This is a genomic window from Paenarthrobacter nitroguajacolicus (assembly GCF_051027655.1).
Taxonomy (GTDB): domain Bacteria; phylum Actinomycetota; class Actinomycetes; order Actinomycetales; family Micrococcaceae; genus Arthrobacter; species Arthrobacter nitroguajacolicus.
In genome coordinates, this window is sequence record NZ_CP073234.1 from 4,085,291 (window position 1) to 4,099,717 (window position 14,427).

At 63.9% G+C, this 14,427-nt stretch carries 15 protein-coding genes; 7 read left to right on the forward strand and 8 right to left on the reverse strand.

Features of this window, described 5'->3' with window-relative positions; all coding sequences use genetic code 11:
- Positions 1-53 precede the first annotated feature (53 nt).
- Both KCX59_RS19240 and KCX59_RS19245 read right to left on the reverse strand, forming a co-directional pair.
- Positions 54-1,772 carry an amidase gene (locus KCX59_RS19240; RefSeq protein ID WP_179017717.1) on the reverse strand — a complete coding sequence of 573 codons (1,719 nt, stop codon included), beginning with the start codon at positions 1,770-1,772 and terminating at the stop codon, positions 54-56.
- On the reverse strand, positions 1,772-2,830 hold the full coding sequence (locus tag KCX59_RS19245; protein WP_179017718.1) for an agmatine deiminase family protein: 1,059 nt from the start codon (positions 2,828-2,830) through the stop codon (positions 1,772-1,774). Before KCX59_RS19245 ends, KCX59_RS19240 begins: the two co-directional genes overlap by 1 nt.
- Positions 2,831-2,913: 83 nt before the next feature.
- On the opposite strand from KCX59_RS19245, the gene KCX59_RS19250 reads away from it, so the two are divergent.
- Complete coding sequence (locus KCX59_RS19250) at positions 2,914-3,549, forward strand: TetR/AcrR family transcriptional regulator (protein WP_178995916.1); 636 nt, start codon at positions 2,914-2,916, stop codon at positions 3,547-3,549.
- Between the two features lie 17 nt (positions 3,550-3,566).
- Here KCX59_RS19250 and KCX59_RS19255 read toward each other — a convergent pair whose 3' ends face one another.
- The gene (locus KCX59_RS19255; RefSeq protein ID WP_179017719.1) at positions 3,567-4,553 is read right to left on the reverse strand and encodes a LacI family DNA-binding transcriptional regulator; all 987 of its coding nucleotides are present in this window, start codon (positions 4,551-4,553) and stop codon (positions 3,567-3,569) included.
- Positions 4,554-4,716: 163 nt separating this feature from the next.
- Between KCX59_RS19255 and KCX59_RS19260 the strand changes: the two genes are divergently transcribed.
- The 5 genes from KCX59_RS19260 to KCX59_RS19280 all read left to right on the forward strand — a co-directional run bounded on the left by KCX59_RS19260 (position 4,717) and on the right by KCX59_RS19280 (position 9,258).
- Positions 4,717-4,932, forward strand: coding sequence for a hypothetical protein (locus KCX59_RS19260; RefSeq protein WP_017200006.1), 216 nt, complete (start codon positions 4,717-4,719; stop codon positions 4,930-4,932).
- Positions 4,929-6,434: a sodium:solute symporter family protein gene (locus KCX59_RS19265; protein WP_179017720.1), complete on the forward strand. Its 1,506-nt coding sequence runs from the start codon at positions 4,929-4,931 to the stop codon at positions 6,432-6,434. The genes KCX59_RS19260 and KCX59_RS19265 overlap by 4 nt, the downstream gene beginning before the upstream one ends.
- A complete protein-coding gene (locus KCX59_RS19270) occupies positions 6,434-8,032 on the forward strand; it encodes an amidohydrolase (protein WP_179017814.1) in 1,599 nt (532 codons plus the stop codon). The genes KCX59_RS19265 and KCX59_RS19270 overlap by 1 nt, the downstream gene beginning before the upstream one ends.
- A 65-nt stretch (positions 8,033-8,097) precedes the next feature.
- Positions 8,098-8,748, forward strand: a complete 651-nt coding sequence (locus KCX59_RS19275; protein ID WP_178995911.1) for a CG0192-related protein — start codon at positions 8,098-8,100, stop codon at positions 8,746-8,748.
- An 87-nt stretch (positions 8,749-8,835) separates the two neighbouring features.
- The gene (locus tag KCX59_RS19280; RefSeq protein ID WP_091470037.1) at positions 8,836-9,258 is read left to right on the forward strand and encodes a hypothetical protein; all 423 of its coding nucleotides are present in this window, start codon (positions 8,836-8,838) and stop codon (positions 9,256-9,258) included.
- A 25-nt stretch (positions 9,259-9,283) separates the two neighbouring features.
- On the opposite strand, the gene KCX59_RS19285 is transcribed toward KCX59_RS19280, so the two are convergent.
- The gene (locus KCX59_RS19285) at positions 9,284-9,586 is read right to left on the reverse strand and encodes a DUF3040 domain-containing protein (protein WP_178995909.1); all 303 of its coding nucleotides are present in this window, start codon (positions 9,584-9,586) and stop codon (positions 9,284-9,286) included.
- Positions 9,587-9,791: 205 nt separating this feature from the next.
- On the opposite strand from KCX59_RS19285, the gene KCX59_RS19290 reads away from it, so the two are divergent.
- Positions 9,792-10,256, forward strand: coding sequence for a hypothetical protein (locus tag KCX59_RS19290; RefSeq protein ID WP_218649341.1), 465 nt, complete (start codon positions 9,792-9,794; stop codon positions 10,254-10,256).
- Positions 10,257-10,265: 9 nt separating this feature from the next.
- On the opposite strand, the gene KCX59_RS19295 is transcribed toward KCX59_RS19290, so the two are convergent.
- The 4 genes from KCX59_RS19295 to dnaK form a co-directional block, all read right to left on the reverse strand.
- Positions 10,266-10,694 (reverse strand): heat shock protein transcriptional repressor HspR, encoded by a 429-nt coding sequence (locus KCX59_RS19295; RefSeq protein WP_091470032.1) that lies wholly within the window; start codon positions 10,692-10,694, stop codon positions 10,266-10,268.
- Positions 10,695-10,704: 10 nt separating this feature from the next.
- Complete coding sequence (locus tag KCX59_RS19300) at positions 10,705-11,685, reverse strand: DnaJ C-terminal domain-containing protein (protein ID WP_179017721.1); 981 nt, start codon at positions 11,683-11,685, stop codon at positions 10,705-10,707.
- A 154-nt stretch (positions 11,686-11,839) separates the two neighbouring features.
- On the reverse strand, positions 11,840-12,499 hold the full coding sequence (locus KCX59_RS19305; protein WP_178995907.1) for a nucleotide exchange factor GrpE: 660 nt from the start codon (positions 12,497-12,499) through the stop codon (positions 11,840-11,842).
- A 2-nt stretch (positions 12,500-12,501) separates the two neighbouring features.
- Positions 12,502-14,364, reverse strand: coding sequence for a molecular chaperone DnaK (gene dnaK, locus KCX59_RS19310; RefSeq protein WP_179017722.1), 1,863 nt, complete (start codon positions 14,362-14,364; stop codon positions 12,502-12,504).
- Between the last annotated feature and the right edge of the window lie 63 nt (positions 14,365-14,427).

Below are 14,427 nucleotides of genomic sequence, written 5' to 3' on the forward strand. Positions count from 1 at the left end.
CAGAGCCGACGCCCCATCACGCATTGGGTCCCGTAGGGCCGCCGTCGAATCCATTACAGCGGCGGCGTATGTGGTGGCACCGTCCGGCGCGAACCGGTGGCTTCGAAGGCTGCGGCGATCGTCAGCAGTGCTGTGTCATCGTACGCGCGGCCGGCGAAGGTGAGGCCCACGGGCATACCGATATCCGCCATGGTTCCCATCGGTACGGTAACGGTGGGGATTCCCAGGTGCCTGGGAACGAGGTTGCCGTTGGCCACCCACACGCCGTTACGCCAGCCCAGGTCCGCGGACGCAGGGTTGACGTCCATGTCGGCAGGACCCACATCCGCAGCCGCCGGGAACAGGACCGCGTCCAGTCCGAGCCGGTCCATCCACTCCTCGAGGTCAATGCGCCGGGTCTCCTCCAGGCCGCGCACTCCGCCTTCCAGCTCGGGGATCTCGGTGAAGTTGGATACGCCGTATTCACGGACTTGCCGCGGATAAGCGGAGATGTGGTCGTCGAATCCGGTGTAGCGGTCCGCCAGGGCGCCCTTCGGATGAGGGAAGATCGCCGCGCCGTCAACATCGGCAAGTCTGTTGAGGGCGGGATCACCGTTGGCGCGCAGGAAGTCGTCCCATGCCCAGGCCGAAAGGTCCTCGATTTCACGTTTGAGGTACTCGGTGCTGACCAAGCCGCGAGTGGCAATCGTGCGTGCTCCCGGGCGGTCGCCTTCGTAGTTTGAGACAACAGGGAAGTCCACCAGCACTACCTCAGCACCAGCGGCTTCAAGGTCCCGCTTGGCGGCTTCCCACAGGTCAATCACGGAAGCCCGCGTCTCGATGCGCTGCCCGGTGGGCCCGCCGATCCCCGGCTGCTCGCTGGTCCCGGCGTCCGGGTCTGCGTTGATATACATGCGCGGCACCCCGAAGCGCTTGCCCCGCAATGCCAGCTGCCCGCCGTCGGCGTCTTCCACGGCAAGCGTCAGGTAGGACTCCGGGCGGACCTCGGACGATTTCGGGAGCTGAACCCACGGCTGCGCGCGCCAAAAATCACCGCGCGTCTCAGCGTCATCGGCAACAATGACATCCAGCAGTTCCAGCATGTCCGCCATGGTGCGCGTGTGCGGGACTACGACGTCCATGGTGGGTACCAGCGGCCAGTTGCCGCGCACCGAGATGACGCCGCGCGAGGGCGTGTAGGCGCAAAGAGCATTGTTCGACGCCGGTGCGCGGCCACTCGACCAGGTCTCCTCACCAAGGCCGAAGGCCGCGAAGCTGGCCGCCGTCGCGGTTCCGGAACCGTTGGAGGAGCCGGAACCGAAGGCTGCCGTCAGGTACTCAGGGTTGTACGGGCTTTCAGCACGTCCGTACACACCGCGCTGCATTCCGCCATTGGCCATCGGCGGCATGTTGGTCAGTCCCAGCAGCACCGCTCCGGCGTCGCGGAGTCGTTCAATGGTGAAGGCATCGCTCTGCGCTACCAAGTGCTCAAAGGCCGGCGAACCTGCAGCTGCCGTAAGCCCCTTGGCCAAGTAGCTGTCCTTGGCTGTGTAGGGGATCCCGTCCAGCGGCCCCCGCACCGCGCCCTTCGCCCTGCGCTCGTCCGAGGCCCGGGCGTCCGCCAAAGCCTCCGGGTTCATCACCACCATGGCGTTGAGTTTGATGCCGTTGCGATCGTAGGCATCGATACGGTCAAGGTATGCCTGGGTGAGTTCCTCGCTGGTCACCTCGCCCGATTCGAGCGCAGCGCGCAACTGCGCGATGGACGCTTCTACGACGTCGAACCGGGCCATTACGCTGCACCTCCAGCGCGTTGTGCTCCACTGAGGCGCGGCTGCTGCTGGGTGATGCAGTGGATGCCGCCACCGCGGGCTAGGATCGGCCGGGCGTCCACGGTGACCACGCGGCGGCCGGGGTAGGCCTCGGCCAGGATCTCGGCCGCGAGGGAATCGGCACGTTCTTCACCGTAGCCACAGGCGATGACGCCACCATTGACCACCAGGTGGTTGACGTAGCTCCAGTCCACAAAGCCGTCTTCGTCGCTCAAAGTTTCCGGCGCAGGCAGCGGCACAATCTCGAACGGCTTGTCCGCCGCATCCGTCTGGGTTTCCAGGAATGCCTGGAGCGTGCGGCTGACCTCGTAGTCCGGGTGCTCCGGGTTGGTCTGGGAGTGCAGCAGGATACGGCCGGGGGTGGGCAGGGTGGCCACCATGTCGATGTGGCCGCGCGTGCCCAGGTCCTCGTAGTCGCGAGTCAGTCCGCGGGGTACCCAAATGACCTTGGTGGCTCCGATGGTGCGGGCCAGTTCGGCTTCGACTGCCGCCTTGTCGGCATAGGGATTCCGGCCCGGATCCAGCTGCACGGTTTCGGTGACCAGCACGGTTCCTTCGCCGTCCACGTGGATGGCGCCACCTTCGTTGACCAGCAGCGAGCTGACCAGCTCGGCGCCCGCCTTCCCGGCGACGAAGCGGGCCATTCCGGCGCTCTTCTGCCACTCGGACCACGCCGGAGCACCCCAGCCGTTGAAGATCCAGTCCACGGCGCCAAGCACGCCGGGACGTTCGTCGTCGAGGACGAAGGTGGGTCCGACGTCGCGCATCCAGAACTCGTCCAACGGTGCCTCGATCTGTTCGATGCCGCTGCCCAGCATGCGGGCGGCGCGCTGGCGCTCGCTCGGGTCCACCACCATGGTGACAGGTTCGAATTCGGCTACCGCATGGGCGACGGCGGTCCAGGCTGCGTAGGCCTCTTCGGCGGAGGCGGCGTCGTGGCCAAGGGTCAGGCCGGTGCGGGGGAACGCCATCCAAGTGCGCTCATGCGGTGCGGTTTCGGCCGGCATTCTCCAAGCCATGGGTGACTCCTTCGTCTTCAGTGCAAATCTCTTGTTGATCACACGATCAACAATGCTGAAAAGGTAATCTAGACTGGTCCTTGATGTCAAGCACTCCACAGAAGCGCGCAGTCCGGAAGTCACCGGCAGAGCGCGCCGCAGAAATCACAGAGGCCGCCCGCGAGATCGCACTCGAGGCCGGGCTTACAGCCCTGACACTGCGCAATGTAGCCGCCCGGGTAGGAGTCGCTTCAGGCCTGGTGGCGCACTACCAACCCAACATGGACGCGCTCGTGTCCAGCACTTTCGCCACCATCGTGGCTGCGGAAACACAGGAAGTCGCAGGCTTGCTGAGCCTGCAACCGGGACCGTCGGAACGACTCGCCCTCTTGGTGGACACCCTTTTGGACAACAGCAGGCTGGACGTCACGGCAATCTGGGTGGAGGCATGGACCTTGGGACGCCGCAACGAAACCCTGGCCGCCTCGGTCCGCGAGCAAATGGATGCTTGGCAGAAGGTCTTCCAGGGAGTGGTCGAGGACGGGAACGCGACCGGAGCGTTCAACGTTTCGGATGCCGCGGCCGTCGCCTGGCAGATTCTCGGCATGGTGGATGGCCTGAACGCCCAAGCCTTGGTCCGCTGGGATGGCGTCAACGATCGCGGCACGCACCTTGCCCGCGCCGTCGAGGGAATGGTGGGCGCCGCCCCAGGTTCCGTCGTTGCCAAACCCCGCTTATAGGCGACACTGGGCGCGATTCAGCTCGCCAAGTGCACGCTCGCGCCCTCGAACCAACGGTGCACGGGCGGAGCGTCAGGCTCCTGGATGATGGCGTCCAGCAGTTCCGTGGCCGCTTTGCCGTAAGCGCGCGGCGCCAGGTCAATGGAACTGATCAGCGGATTGCCAGTTTCCAGGGCGGCTGCGCCGGCGAAGGAGACGACATCCAGGTCTTTGCCAAGAGAGAAGCCCCGGCTTTCCAAGACGATCTGGCTCTGCGCAGCCTGACCCTGCGCGCCACAGACCAGCGCATCCGCCCCGCCGATATCCACGGCTTGGGTGATGGCGGCGATCAAGTCCCGTGGACTGGCATTGGCCGTAACCTCATGCACCCGCGGCTCCAAACCATTCCGCAGACACCATTCCATGTAGTTCCGGCGGGTATCGACAGCCCATGATGATCCAATGGCATCGTCGATGGCCAGCAGCGCAGGGCATCGCCGCCCGCGGGCAAGGAGATGGTCCAGCACTTGGGTCTGCAGTTCGGCGTGGTGGGCTTCAAGGGTTCCTTGGACCCGCTCCTCGCCAGGACCGTTGTAGCGGCCAACACTTACCGTCGGGATGCCGTTGGCTAGGAGGGCCGCCACCAGGGGCTCACCCGGGGCGGGGTCGATGGCGATCACTCCGTCCACTTGGAAGGCCATCCGTGGCGTGAGTCCACGCGCGAAAAGCGTGACATCGTAGTCCGCGGCAGCTGCGCCCTCGGTGACTCCGAAAGCGAAGTCCATATAGAACGCCAGGCTGCGGGCGACCGGTGGTATGTGGAGCCCGATGGCGCCGATCCGGTTCACGCGCAGGCTGCGGGCGGCGCGGTTGGTGACGTAGCCAAGGCGGTCAGCGGCTTCCTGAATGAGCTCGCGCTTCTCATCGGAGATACGGCCGGAGCCACTCAAGGCACTGGAGACGGTGGTCTTGGACAGGCCGAGTTCGCGCGCGATGTCCATGATTGTTGCCCGGGTTCTCACCATGACCTCATCCTAGGCGGCAGTCCGGCGATGGCGCTTCCCGGATGTTGGGGAACCTCTTGACATTGCTGTTGTGACGTCCCACACTTTTATTTGCGGGAACGTTCCCGCAAATGTCTCCTTCGCTTACATCCGGCCAACGACGCCCGGAGGAATGGATCCCCAAATGTCCCAAGCTGTCCTGACTTCGGACCGCCGAAGCCACGTCCGCAGGACGATCTTCGCGATCGATATCCTGCTCCTGCTCGCCCCACCCGTGCACTGGTTGTTCAGCGACGGCCAATCCACCATCTGGTATTTCCTCGTAGCCAACGCCTTGGTGACCCTGTCCCTCTTTGGCCTGTGGATGACACGGGATACCGATGAGGAGGAAACGCGATGAACATGCTGATTGGTTACGGAGCCATCCTCCTGTTCACCATGCTGGTGGTGGTTGTCATGAGCCGCGGCCGGCGCGTGGACAAATCCATGAGCGAATACGCCACCGGCGGCCGCTCATTCAACTCCTGGTTCGGCACCATGGCGTTCCTCAACACCTGGCTGGCCGGCACCATGTTCATTTCCTTCGCCGGCCTGACTGCCAGTGCCGGCGCTATCGGCTTCTACTCCCTGTCCTACTCACTGCTCAGCGTGGTGCTGATGTTCTTCCTTGGCACGCCTGTGAACAAATGGGGCCGCATCCACGATCTCCGAACCCAGGCAGACCTGCTCGGCCTGAGGTACAACTCCCGCTCGGTCCGGGTCATCGCAGCCCTCATCGGCGTCCTGGCCTCAATTCCATGGGTTGTCCTGGGCATGCAGTCCCTGGGCCTTGTCTTCTCCACTCTCTCCTTCGGGCAGGTCTCCCCCTACGTCGCAGTGGTGATCGGGGTGCTTTTCATCGCCGCACGCCAGATCTGGACCGTGAAGCTTGGCACCCGCGGACTCATCATCAGCGACATGGTTCAAGGGATTTTTGCCTACGGCGTCGGCTTCCTGGTGATCCTCGGGCTCTTGGTGTGGCTCATCACCAACGGCCATGGTTTCAACGAGGTTTCGCCCAGCCTGCTCCAACTGCCCGGTCCCGGCAGCGCGGCGGGCCCGTTCTACCTGTTCTCCCTGATCTTCACGGGAATGATGGGCGCCTGGTGCTGGCCGGACCTCTTTGTTCGCATGTTCAGCGTCAAGACCCCCAAAACGGTACAGAAGTCCGCCGTCCAGGCAGCACCGATCATGTTCCTGTTCTCCGCCGCGCTCACCACGGTGTGCCTGCTGGCCACCAGCATCCCGGGTGTTTCCGACGCCCCCGATACCGTGTGGTTCATCCTGGCCGGAATCGGTGGAGCAGGCATGGTTGCCATCGCTGGCGTGTGTGTTGTGGCCGCCACCATGGGCAACGTTGGAGCCAACTTGCAGGCCGTAGGCACCCAGTTGGCCAACGACGTGATCGGTGTTCGCAAACAAGAGCGCATTGAATCCGCAAAGGGCGCAAAGATCGCTGTCGCCGCCATCACGCTTATCTCCGCTGGCGCCGCACTGCTGATGGCGAACCAAGTCTCCGGGCTGATCGTGGTCGCTTTTGTGTCCTACCAGGCCATCTGTCAGCTCGCCCCTACCCTCCTGCTCGGAATCTTCTGGCGACGGGGTACGGCTGCAGCCGCCAACTCCGCAATGGTTTCGGGAATCCTGGTGGCCGCGGTACTGGAACTCATGTATCCGAGCCCGCTGTCCATTCCATGGCTTGGCGGACTGACGTCCGGGGTAGCTGGGTTGATCGTCAACCTTGCCGTCTACCTTGCGGTCTCACTCGCCAAACCTGCCCCTGCCGCAGAACAAGACCGCGTTGACGCGCTCTTCGAAGGGCTGAAGAAGAAGGAACCCGTAAGCCAAGGAGCACTGACGTGATGGCCGCGGACACCATTGTCCTGGCACGCCGGATCCACACCCTGGACCCGAACGCGCCCGCCGCCACCGCCCTTGCCATCAAAGACGGCCGGATTGCCGCCGTCGGTTCTTCCCCGGATCTGGAGCCGTACCGGGGACCCAACACCACCGTGCTCGACTACGGCGACGCGACGATCGTCCCGGGCTTGAACGACAGCCACACTCATGTTGTTTTTGGACTGGATCTGGCCCGTGGCGTGCAGTTGACGGACCTGGGTCCCCTTGAGGAAGTGCAACGGATCATCGCGGACGCAGCCGCCGCCGCCAAACAAGGCGAATGGGTCAACGGTTGGGGCCTGGATCCGAACCTCTTCACGGATATCGGCTTCAACGGCCGGCTCTTCGACGACGCCACCGGCCCGGTGCCAATGTTTCTGCGTATGCGGGACGGCCACTCCGCCATTGTCAACTCAGCGGCCCTGGCCGCCGCCGGAATCACGGGTCCGGTCGACTTTCCGGACGAGTCGCTGATAGACGTCGACGACGACTCGCCCACCGGGTACCTCGTCGAGTTCAGCGCCATGGAGCTGGTGACGAGAGTGATCCCGCAGGAAGCCTTCGAGGTCCGGGCCGAAAGGCTCCGTACCCTGCTGACCGGAATGGCCGCCGTCGGAATCGCTTCCACTCACGTGATGGATTTCGCTGAGGGTTCTGCCGAATTGGCCACCCACTTGGAGACTCACGGTGAGCTTCCGCTTCGGCTGCGCTTCTCCCCCATGGTCAATGCCGGCGCATCGCTTCACGAGCTCGAAGAAGTGGCTGCGATGCAGGGCATGGGCGGAAGACGGTGGCGGGTGGAAGGGGTCAAGTTCTTCATCGATGGCACCATCGACAACGGTTCGGCCTGGCTGGAACAGCCGGACGTGTATGGCGAGAACCATGAATCGGTGTGGACCGACCCCGAGGACTTCCAGAAGGCGCTGAGGTTCTTTGTGGAGCGCGGAATTCCCACAGCCACCCATGCCATTGGCGACCAGGGCGTTCGGTATGTTCTCGAAGCGCTTGAGGCATCCGGCGATGCGCGGCATTTAGCGGCGCACAGGATCGAGCACATAGAAACCATCCCTGACGATCTGGTGAACCGCTTTGCCCAACTCGGAGTGGCCGCGAGCATGCAACCCATCCACGGGACCCACCACACCCGCGCGGACCGGAGCGACAATTGGTCCGTTCGGTTGGGGCCCGAAAGGGCGGCCCGCGGATGGCGGTGCCGCGACCTCCGCGACGCCGGAGTCACGGTGGCGCTCGGCTCCGACTGGCCCATCACCCCGTACGACCCCAGGGCCATGATGGCAGATTCCATTCTGCGCCGGCCGGTGGAAACGCCTGGCGCTGCACCCGTACAGCCCGAGCAGGCCCTCACGGCGCTCATGGCCCTTGAGGGTTACACCACCCATGCTGCCGCTGCAGCAGGCTTAGGCTCGACATCGGGAACAATCAGTGTGGGCAAGCTCGCCGACCTCACCGTATTCGAGCAGGATCCCTTGCGGATTACCCCGGAGGAGCTTGCCGGAACATCAGTGCTGACCACCTTCGTAGACGGCGTTCCAACGCATTAGTTTGCCAGGGCAGGGCGCAGCGGCCGGTAGTCGAGGTCACGGTGCCCTGCCCTAGGCTGGGGAGCATGGCGATCATTCACAAGGCAACCCTGTCCCCGTCCAAGCTCGAACTCATCGCTGACTACCTCCCGAAGCAGCCCTGGTTCATCCAGGATGGTTCCCCGGAGCTCATTGGCGCCTACCGCTTTGACGATCCCGCCGGCGAGGTGGGCCTCGAGACGCACGTTGTCACCGCCGGAGAGCGCGTCTACCAAGTTCCCCTCAGCTACCGCGGCTACGAACTGGCCGGCGCTGAGGAGTGGCTCATCGGCACCATGGACCACTCCGTCCTGGGCAAGCGCTGGGTCTACGACGCTTGCGGGGACCCCATCTATGTCAAGGCCTTGGCCACCGCCATCCTGACTGGCCAGAAAGAGGCCGAACTCATTGTCGACGGAGAGCTGGGACCCCGTCCCAGCACGGTGACGGTGAAGGGCAGCGGAAAGCTCGACGGCGGCATCCCGGCCTTGAGTGCCTCGGCGCCGGTCTCGGGTAGCGGCGTGACCATCATTGATGCGGGCGGGCTGCGACTGAAAGTTGCCCGGGTCCTGGATGTGGCAGCTGATGCTTCGTCCAACACCGCTGCAGCCCCCGAGCTTCACAGCGAACTCACGCTGAACGGCCAGTGGGCAGGGCTGGAGGAATCGGTGGAGCTGGCGTCGGTGGTGAGGAACTAACCGTCGACGCCGGGGAGCATCTGTTGGTCACCGCAGCACCGGCGTAGGCTGACAACGACGCCGTCTAACTACGTGAGGGGTTTCATCATGTACAAAGCGCAAAGCATCATTCCCGCGGCCCAGGACCTTGCCCGCGAGTGGGTAACCCATGCAACGGAGGGTAAGTCCGCCCAGACAGATGCGGTGGTGAGGTGGGCTTTGGCCCGGATCAACCATGCCGATGTCCCTTCAGTGGTCCAAGGCGTGATGCTCACTCTGACCGGCAACAAGAAGGCCGCCAAGGAAGCTAAACGGACCGCTACCAGGGCAGTTAAGAAGGCCACCCAGGCACTCAGCCGGAAGACCACGCAGCGCAGCTCCGGCCGAGCCATATGGTTTACTGCCCTTGCTGCCGCCATAGTGGGAGCCGGCGCAGTGTTTGCCTGGCGGACCATGCTGCCTCCGGGCGAACCCGAGCCTGCCAAGCAGCCGGAAACCTCAGTCCAGCCTCCGGTTCCTCCGGTGCCCTAAGGTGTCAGTCGCGACGTCGGCCCCGTCAAGGGGCCGGGTCGTCGTCGCGCCTTTCAATCCGTCTCCGCAGCGAGGTTCCGGCCAAGAGCCAATAGGCGCCGCCGCTGGCTAGCAAGAAGCCCGCAACTCCGAGGATCACAAGCTGGGTGACGATCCCCGCAATGACCAGGACAAAGCCGATCAGAACTGCCAGTGCGCCCGAAACCGCACGGGCTATAGCCCCACGCGGGCGGCCCGACTTCAGCTCAAAGGCGAGGTCGGGATCCGTTGCAGCGAGATCCCGCTCCAGCTCTTCCAAGCTCCTGCGTTCTTCATCCGACAACGACATCGGAATTCCTCACCACACAAGCAGGGCCGCAACCTGCGGCGATGCTCAGAACATCCGCACGAGCGCTGCTTGCCGTGCTATGCCTTCATTATCTGCCCGATGCCCCGTTCTTACCAACGGTCCTAAGCATGCTTACGATGGAAGGGCAGGATTCTGAAGCACCACGAGCACGAAATCCACCGCCGACTGGAAAGTTGTAATCGCCATGGCACGACGAAGGCCTAAGAAAGCACCGAGCACTACTGAAGCCTTTCCCAGGCGACGCGGACCCGGAAGGGCCATCTGGCTCATTGCCGCAGGCCTCGTTGCGGGCATAGCGGGTGGAATTTTCGGCTTTCGCATGCTGGTTCCGCCGGGAGAGCCCGAGCCGGTCCGGAACCGTAGGCACGAGCCAAGGGGAGCCTCGCGACTGGAAACGTCGCCCACTGACGCTTCGCAACCCCATGTGGCACAGCCGGCGGAAATCCTGGTCCCTGAAGAGCCGGTCGAAATCTCCACAAGGATGCGGCCGGGCGAATGGACTGAAGAGTCACTGCTGGAGCACATCGAGGATTACAAACAGCAGATCCGGGACATGGGAGCGAAGGAAACGCAGATCGTCACCAACGTGGAACGAACCGAAGAGGGTGCTGCCCGCGTGGTGGTGAGCTGGGACAGGACCCTGCCGTAGGACCCGAAGCTACAGGTTCTCGCCCTGCCGCGGCCGCCACACCACAACTGCTTGCGACCTTGCCCGGGGACGCTGACCGCGGGCCAGGCTGACGACGTCGCCTGCTGCGCCTGCAGCGAAGATCCGCGCATCCAGTGGCGAGCGTCGACGGGACAGTTCCTCGGTCAGTTCAGCCACGCGGTATTGCAGCGCAGCCACCTGGTTTTCGAGGTCGAGGATGCGTTTGATGCCCTCAAGAGAGACGCCGGACTGCGAGAGGCGCTGGACCTCCCGCAGTTTGTTGACGTCGTTCTGAGAATAGCGGCGGGACTTGCCGGGCGCGCGACTGGGCGAGACGATGCCCAGGCGGTCGTACTGGCGCAACGTCTGCGGATGCATGTCGGCAAGCTCCGCAGCGACGGAGATGACAAAGATCGGCTGGTTGACGTCGATGGCCATGACCGCCTCCTTACAACCGGGCCTTCGCGGCCAGATCGTGACGCGGGTTCGCGTCGGTGGTTGCGGCAGCGAACGCCTTCACGGCTTCTTCCGCTTCCTTGTTCAGGTTTTGGGGAACTGCGACGTCGATGGTCACCAGCAGGTCGCCAGTCGCCTTGGATGTTTTCACACCCCGGCCTTTGACCCGCAGTGTCCGGCCTGACGGTGTGCCGGCCGGGACGCGAACCTTGACGGTGTCGCCGTCGAGCGTTGGCACTTCAATGGTGGCGCCAAGCGCCGCTTCCGCGAACGTGACGGGCACGTGGATGCGGATGTTGTCGCCGTCGCGCTGGAAAAAGTCGTGGGGCTTCACGCTCACCGTGATGATGAGGTCGCCATTGCCGGCAGGGCCAACGTTGCCCTTGCCGCGCTGACGGACTTTCTGCCCGTCCTTGATCCCCGCGGGAATCTTGACGTCGATCACGTTGCCGTTACTTTCACGCAAGCTGACCGTAGTCCCCTTGATGGAGCCGGCGAACGAGATGGACGTGGTGGCCGTCCGATCCGCGCCCTTCTGCGGTGCACGCTGGAACCCGGTCTGACCGGCTCCACCGAAACCACCGCCAAACAGGTCGGCGAACTCCGGAGGAATGCCGCCGCCAGCAGGTTGACGGGCACCGGGTCCGCCGCCGAACAAGCCGCCGAACAGGTCCTCAAACCCGCCGTTGGGTCCGGCACCACCGCGGCCGGCACCAGCACCCGGAGCGAACCGGGCACCGCCCATGGCACGGATGGCGTCATACTGCTGCCGGTCCTCAGGACTCGACAACACCGAGTAAGCCTCGGAAATGTCCTTGAACTTCTTCTCCGCAGCAGCATCCCCGGCATTCGTATCCGGGTGGTACTGCCGGGCGAGCTTGCGGTAAGCCTTCTTAATATCCGCGTCGGAGGCGTCCTTGGCAATACCAAGGATCGCGTAAAAATCCTTTTCAACCCAGTCCTGGCTGGCCAAGAGCGTTTCCTTTCTAAAACAAACAAAGCGTACGGCCGCAGTCAGCTCACCTCAGGCGAGCTTACAGCGGGCGCGCAACCGGATATGGGGCGGCGGTGTGGAGGGCACCGCGGAGCGGGCACCGCCCCATATCCGGTGTAGCGACAGGGTGAGACTAGGCCGGGACAGCCACGATGACCTGGGCTGCACGCAGGACACGCTCACCTGAGCGGTATCCGGAGCGCAGCACCTGGCTGACCGTGTCAACCTCGATGTCTTCGCCGGGCTGCTGGATGAGTGCCTCGTGGATGGTGGGGTCGAATTCGACTCCGGTATCCGCGATGCGTTCCAGCCCATACGTCTTCAGCGCGTTCTCCAGCTTGGTGGCGATGGCGGCGAAGGGGCCGTCTTCGAGGTCACCGTGCTGGCGGGCGGCGTCGACGTCGTCCAGCACCGGGAGCAGGGAGTTCAGGACGCCGATGACGGCCATCTCTCCTGCAACGGCGCGGTCGCGTTCGACGCGCTTGCGGTAGTTGACGTACTCAGCCTGAAGGCGGAGGAGGTCGTTGCGGAGCTCCGCTGCCTGGGCTTCAGCCGCGGCACCGGAGGCTACCGATTCCTCGGCCGGCACCTCTACCCCGTTGAGGATTTCCTCAGCCTGGGAGAGTGCGTCGCCGTCCGTAGGAGCGACGTTGCCTTCGGTGGGAGCTGTAGCTTCGCTATCGGGGTGACGGGCCGCCCCGGTCTCCGGGTCAACCTTGCGGTTGTCCCGGATGACGGGCTTGCGCGGCTCGTTGCCTTCAGAGTGCTCTGCTTCGTTGCCGTGGTGAGGCATGGCTACTTCTTCGCTTCGTCTTCGTCGATGATCTCGGCGTCGACGATGTCCTCGTCAGCGGCCTTGTCACCGGCGGGAGCGCCTTCTGCACCGGCACCCGGAGCGTCAGCTGCGGCGGCCTGCGAGTAGATGGCTTCGCCGAGCTTGGTCTGGGAAGCCTGGAGCTTCTCGAACGCAGTCTTGACGGCGGCGTCGTCGGTGCCTTCCAGGGCGGACTTGAGGGCATCGACGTCGGCCTTGACCTCGGTCTTGACTTCCTCAGGCAGCTTGTCGTCGTTGTCGGCGATGAGCTTGTCCACGGAGTAGGCGAGCTGCTCTGCGGAGTTACGGGTGTCCGTAGCTTCGCGGCGGGCCTTGTCCTCAGCAGCATGCTCTTCGGCTTCACGGACCATGCGGTCGATGTCGTCCTTGGAGAGCGCGGTGCCACCGGTGATGGTCATGGACTGTTCCTTGCCGGTGCCCTTGTCCTTGGCGGACACGTGGACGATGCCGTTGGCGTCGATGTCAAAGGTGACCTCGACCTGCGGAACGCCGCGCGGTGCCGGTGCGATGCCGGTCAGTTCGAACGTGCCCAGCGGCTTGTTGTCGCGGGTGAATTCACGCTCGCCCTGGAAGACCTGGATGGCCACGGACGGCTGGTTGTCGTCAGCGGTGGTGAAGGTCTCGGAACGCTTGGTGGGGATGGCGGTGTTGCGCTCGATGAGGTGCGTCATGACGCCACCCTTGGTTTCGATGCCGAGGGACAGCGGGGTGACGTCGATGAGGAGGACGTCCTTGCGCTCACCCTTCAGGACGCCGGCCTGCAGTGCGGCACCAACGGCCACAACTTCGTCCGGGTTGACGCCCTTGTTGGGCTCCTTGCCGCCGGCGAGTTCCTTGACGAGCTCGGAGACGGCAGGCATACGGGTGGAGCCACCGACGAGGACGATGTGGTCGATGTCGGAAACCTTGATGCCGGCTTCAGCGATGACGTCCTGGAACGGCTTCTTGGTGCGGTCCAGCAGGTCCTTGGTGAGGTCCTGGAACTTGGCACGAGTCAGCTGCTCGTCCAAGTGGACCGGGCCGTCGGGGGTGACGGAGAGGTACTGGAGGGAGATGTTGGTGCTGGTGGAGGAGGACAGTTCCTTCTTGGCCTGCTCTGCAGCTTCACGGAGACGCTGGAGGGCGATCTTGTCCTTGGAGAGGTCGATGCCCTTGACCTTGAGCTGGCTCAGGAGCCACTCGACAACGCGGTTGTCCCAGTCATCGCCACCGAGGCGGTTGTCACCGGCGGTTGCGCGGACCTGGATGGTGGAGAAGTTGTCTTCGTCCTTGCCAACCTCGAGGAGCGAGACGTCGAAAGTACCGCCACCGAGGTCGAAGACCAGGATGAGTTCGTCTTCCTTACCCTTGTCCAGGCCGTATGCCAGTGCAGCCGCGGTGGGCTCGTTGACAATGCGGAGGACGTTGAGGCCTGCGATTTCGCCGGCTTCCTTGGTGGACTGGCGCTCGGCGTCGTTGAAGTAAGCCGGAACGGTGATCACGGCGTCGGTGACCTTTTCGCCCAAGTAGCTCTCGGCGTCGTTCTTGAGCTTCATGAGGATACGCGCGGAGATTTCCTGCGGCGTGTACTTCTTGTCGTCGACGGCGACGTTCCAGTCAGTGCCCATGTGGCGCTTGACGGAGGCGATGGTGCGGTCGATGTTGTTGACGGCCTGGCGCTTGGCGATTTCGCCGACCAGGACTTCGCCGGACTTGGAGAATGCAACGACGGACGGCGTGGTGCGGCCGCCTTCTGCGTTGGCGATGACGGTGGGCTCGCCACCTTCGAGAACAGAGACCACGGAGTTGGTGGTTCCGAGGTCGATACCTACTGCACGTGACATATCTTGTTTCCTTTCAATGGCCGATGTTGGAGATTGCACCTGACAGCGGTCCGCTGGGCGGTT